The sequence below is a fragment of the Amycolatopsis nivea genome (assembly GCF_004522235.1).
GTDB classification, from domain to species: domain Bacteria; phylum Actinomycetota; class Actinomycetes; order Mycobacteriales; family Pseudonocardiaceae; genus Amycolatopsis; species Amycolatopsis nivea.
In genome coordinates this window covers 1-3,532 of the sequence record NZ_SDLT01000093.1, presented here as the reverse complement: position 1 = coordinate 3,532, position 3,532 = coordinate 1, and the positions used below count along the sequence as shown (strand labels likewise).

3 protein-coding genes are annotated in these 3,532 nt (G+C 70.1%); 1 reads left to right on the top strand and 2 read right to left on the bottom strand.

The window, feature by feature from the left end; translation table 11 throughout:
* Nucleotides 1–78: 78 nt before the first annotated feature.
* Nucleotides 79–885 carry an ABC transporter ATP-binding protein gene (locus EIZ44_RS44290; protein WP_134734599.1) on the bottom strand — a complete coding sequence of 269 codons (807 nt, stop codon included), beginning with the start codon at nucleotides 883–885 and terminating at the stop codon, nucleotides 79–81.
* The gene (locus EIZ44_RS44285) at nucleotides 882–1,553 is read right to left on the bottom strand and encodes a FadR/GntR family transcriptional regulator (RefSeq protein WP_134734598.1); all 672 of its coding nucleotides are present in this window, start codon (nucleotides 1,551–1,553) and stop codon (nucleotides 882–884) included. The genes EIZ44_RS44290 and EIZ44_RS44285 overlap by 4 nt, the downstream gene beginning before the upstream one ends.
* 187 nt (nucleotides 1,554–1,740) lie before the next feature.
* On the opposite strand from EIZ44_RS44285, the gene EIZ44_RS44280 reads away from it, so the two are divergent.
* Nucleotides 1,741–3,285: a choice-of-anchor A family protein gene (locus EIZ44_RS44280; protein ID WP_134734597.1), complete on the top strand. Its 1,545-nt coding sequence runs from the start codon at nucleotides 1,741–1,743 to the stop codon at nucleotides 3,283–3,285.
* Nucleotides 3,286–3,532: the final 247 nt, after the last annotated feature.

Genomic DNA, 3,532 nt, shown 5'->3' with positions numbered 1-3,532 from the left:
CCGCCCGAACACAACCCATTAGGGCTCCTTGAGGGAATCTGGTTCCCGCAAGGAGCCCTTCACGGACAGTGGCCCGGGTCAGGCGACCTCGGTGGAGCGGGTCCGGGCGGCGCGGGCGCTCCACCGGCCGTCGTGGCGGTCCACGCGGATCGGGTGGCCGAACGCCCGGCTGATGCTGGCCGTCGTCACCGCCTGGTCGATCGGCCCGGACGAAACCACCGAACCGTCCGCGATCAGCAACGCGTGCGTCGTCGTTTCCGGCAGTTCTTCCAGGTGGTGGGTGACCACGATGGAGGCGAGCCGGGGATGGGTCCGGGTGAGCAGGTCGATCGTTTCGAGCAGCTGCTCGCGGGCCGCGACGTCCAGCCCGGTGGACGGCTCGTCGAGCAGCAGCAGCCGGGGGTCGCTGATCAGCGCGCGGGCGATCAGGGCGCGGCCGCGTTCGCCTTGCGACAGCGTCGGCCAGCGTTCGCCCGCCTTGCCGGCCAGGCCGAGCAGGTCGACGAGTTCGTCGGCCTGGGCGAGCTGCGCGGCGGTGGGCTGCCAGCGCGGCGGCGTGTCGATGCTCCCGGTGACGCCGGTCAGCACGACCTCCCGGATGGTGAGCGGCGAACGCAGCGGATGCCGCGGGTCGACGTGCCCGATGCTGCGGCGCAGCGCCTGCAGTTCAACGCGGCCGAGCCGTCCGCCGAGGACGTCGACGGTGCCTGTGGTCGGATGCGTGACCGCGCCGCAGAAACCGAGGATCGTGCTTTTGCCGGCGCCGTTCGGGCCGAGCAGCGCCCAGTGTTCGCCTGCTCGCACGGTCAGGTTCACGCCGTGCAGGATTTCCTTGCCCTGCCTGCGGAACACGACGTCGGTCAGCTGCAGCACGACCTCGCTCACGAAAGTGCCTCCTTCAAGGCGGTCAGGTGCGCCCGGCTCAGTTCTGCCGCGGCGGACGCGTCTTTGTCCGCGATCGCCTCGACGAGCGCCAGGTGCGCGGCTTGGTCTTCTTCGGGGGCGGTGATCGGCCGGGCGCGCAGCATGTCCGTCATGGCGCGGTGGATTCGCGGGACGAAACTGTCGAACAATTCGATCAGCACGTCGTTGTGCGCGGCGACGAGCACGGTGCGGTGGAACGCGGTGTCGGTGTCCACCAGGCGTTCGACGTCCGGGTTGCCGGTCGCGCGGGCGGCGAGCGCGCGGCGGATCGCGCGTAGGTCAGTCGGGGTTCGCCGGTGCGCGGCGAGGGCGGCGGCTTCCGCTTCGATGGCGATGCGCGCCTCGATCACCGCGTCGACGGTCGCGCGGCGCAGCACCGCGTCCCAATCCTCGGCGACGTCCAGCGCGGTCACGAAAACCCCGGAACCCTGGCGGGAATCCAGCACGCCTTTGCCCGCCAATTCGCGGATCGCTTCGCGCAGCGTCGACCGGCCGACGCCCAGTTGCGCGGCCAAAGTCGTTTCCCCGGGCAATTTGTGGCCGAGCGGCCATTCGCCGGCGCGAATGCGTCCGAGAAGGACTTCGGCGGCCTGCGCGGCGAGCGGGTGCCGGTGCACGAGAGGGGGCATCGGAGGGCTTTCTGGTCGGACGGGGCGGCAGGAGCGAGGCTACTGCGGGACATTCTTCCGGCGGGGTGTCGAGTGTGGAGCGTCACTAGTCTACTTGTCTGAGGAGTCGGGGATTTTCTGACCCGTTCGGGTGGGTTACGGTGTTTCGAGTGCCGTATTCTGCCCGGTCCGGGTGAGGATCGGCCGCATGCGTGCCAGGAAAATGGCCGTCGTCGGCGGAGCGATCGCCGCGGCGGTGTGTGCGGTGGCGTTCGTGGCCGGTCCGGGCGCGAGCGCCGCTCCGCTGCCAGGGGGATTGGGCCCGTGCGTCGGCGACGCCTGCCCGGAGAAGTACCCGCCGGTCAACAACGGGCCGTTCGCGGGACGGGACAACGGCATCAACGTCTTCGCCGGCGGCGATTTCCTCGTGCGCGAAGGCGCGGCCGAGGCCGAGGGCCGGGTCGTCGTGCTCGGCGGGTTCGACATGGCGAAGCGGGCCGGGGCGTCCGCGGTCTACAACGTCGGCATCGCGGGCGTCGGCTCGCGCGTGCCCCCGCCGGACGGCGCCGATTTCCTCACCACCGGCAAGAACGTCACCGTCGCGCCGAACCAGCGGCTCCTCGCGGACGGCGGCGTCGTGCGCTACGGCGGCACCGTCACCGGGACCGTGACCGGCACGCTGAAACAGGACCCGAACGCGGCCGACCCGTACAAGCAGCTCCGGCCGCAGCTGCAGGAAGCCAGCACCTGCTACAGCAAGTCCGCGGCGACCGGGACGGCGAAGAACGAGGGCTACCGCACGCTGTTCACCGGCGACGGGAAGTCCGCGCTGCAGGTGTTCACCGTCGACTTCGACCTCACCAACCGCGGCGGCGGCATGCAGGGCCTGGAATTCGCCGGCATCCCGGCGGGCGCGACGGTCCTGGTGAACCTCGTCGGCGGCAACCGGGTGATCAACACCTACACCGGCGACCTCGCCGACCAGGACCCGATCAACCACCTGCGCGAGAAGCTGCTGTGGAACTTCCCGGACGCGTCGAAGGTGAAGATCGCCGGGCAGGCGCAGTTCCAGGGCAGCGTGCTGGTCGGCAACCCGTCCAGCGACACGACGGTCACCGCGTCGGGCACCAACGGCCGGTTCTTCACCGCGGGCAACCTGCTGCACACGTCCGAGGGCGCGGCGGGCGGGCAGGAGTTCCACGCTTATCCGTTCACTGGTGATCTGCCGGATTGCAATGCTCCGACTACTAGTTCGACGGCGCCGACGAGTGCGACGTCGACTAGCTCCAGCACCACGACGTCGAGCACGGAGCCGACGAGCACGACTTCGTCCAGCACTACGACCTCGACTGAGCCGACGAGCTCGACTTCTTCCACGACGACTGAGCCGACGAGCAGCACCTCGTCCAGCACGACTTCGTCGAGTGCCACCTCGACCAGCTCCACCACGACCTCGACCAGCCCGTCGGAGACGTCTTCCTCGACCGCGCCGACGTCCTCGAGCTCGCAGCCGACGTCCTCGTCCGGCAGCACGAGCCCGACGACGTCCAGTTCGTCGTCGGAAGCCCCGGCCCCGATCACGACCACGAGCGACAACTCCGGCGGCGTGGCCCCGGGAACCGGCCCGTCCGACCAGGGCCCGCTCGCGTCGACCGGCGCGGACATCCGCGGCTACCTGATCGGAGGCGGCGCGCTGCTGCTCATCGGCGGCGCGCTGGTGGCGGCAGTGGCGGTGCGCCGCAAGCGCTCCTGACGAACNGCGCTGGTGGCGGCAGTGGCGGTGCGCCGCAAGCGCTCCTGACGAACGCCGTGAAGGGCTCCTTGAGGGAATCTGATTCCCTCAAGGAGCCCTTCACGGACAGTCAGCCCGGGCGGCCGCGCAGTTCGTGAGGGAACTCCGGCGGCAGTCGTGGAGTGGGAGAAATCCTCGCCGTAGGAAGGTCCGTGAGGGGACCCCTCAGTGAACTGGGCCCCGGAAGTTGGACTGGTTATGTGGAGGT

Coding starts and splice junctions, on each gene's coding strand:
- EIZ44_RS44285 (WP_134734598.1), bottom strand. CDS start 1,553: ATGCCCCCTCTCGTGCACCGGCACCCGCTCGCCGCGCAGGCCGCCGAA.
- EIZ44_RS44280 (WP_134734597.1), top strand. CDS start 1,741: ATGCGTGCCAGGAAAATGGCCGTCGTCGGCGGAGCGATCGCCGCGGCG.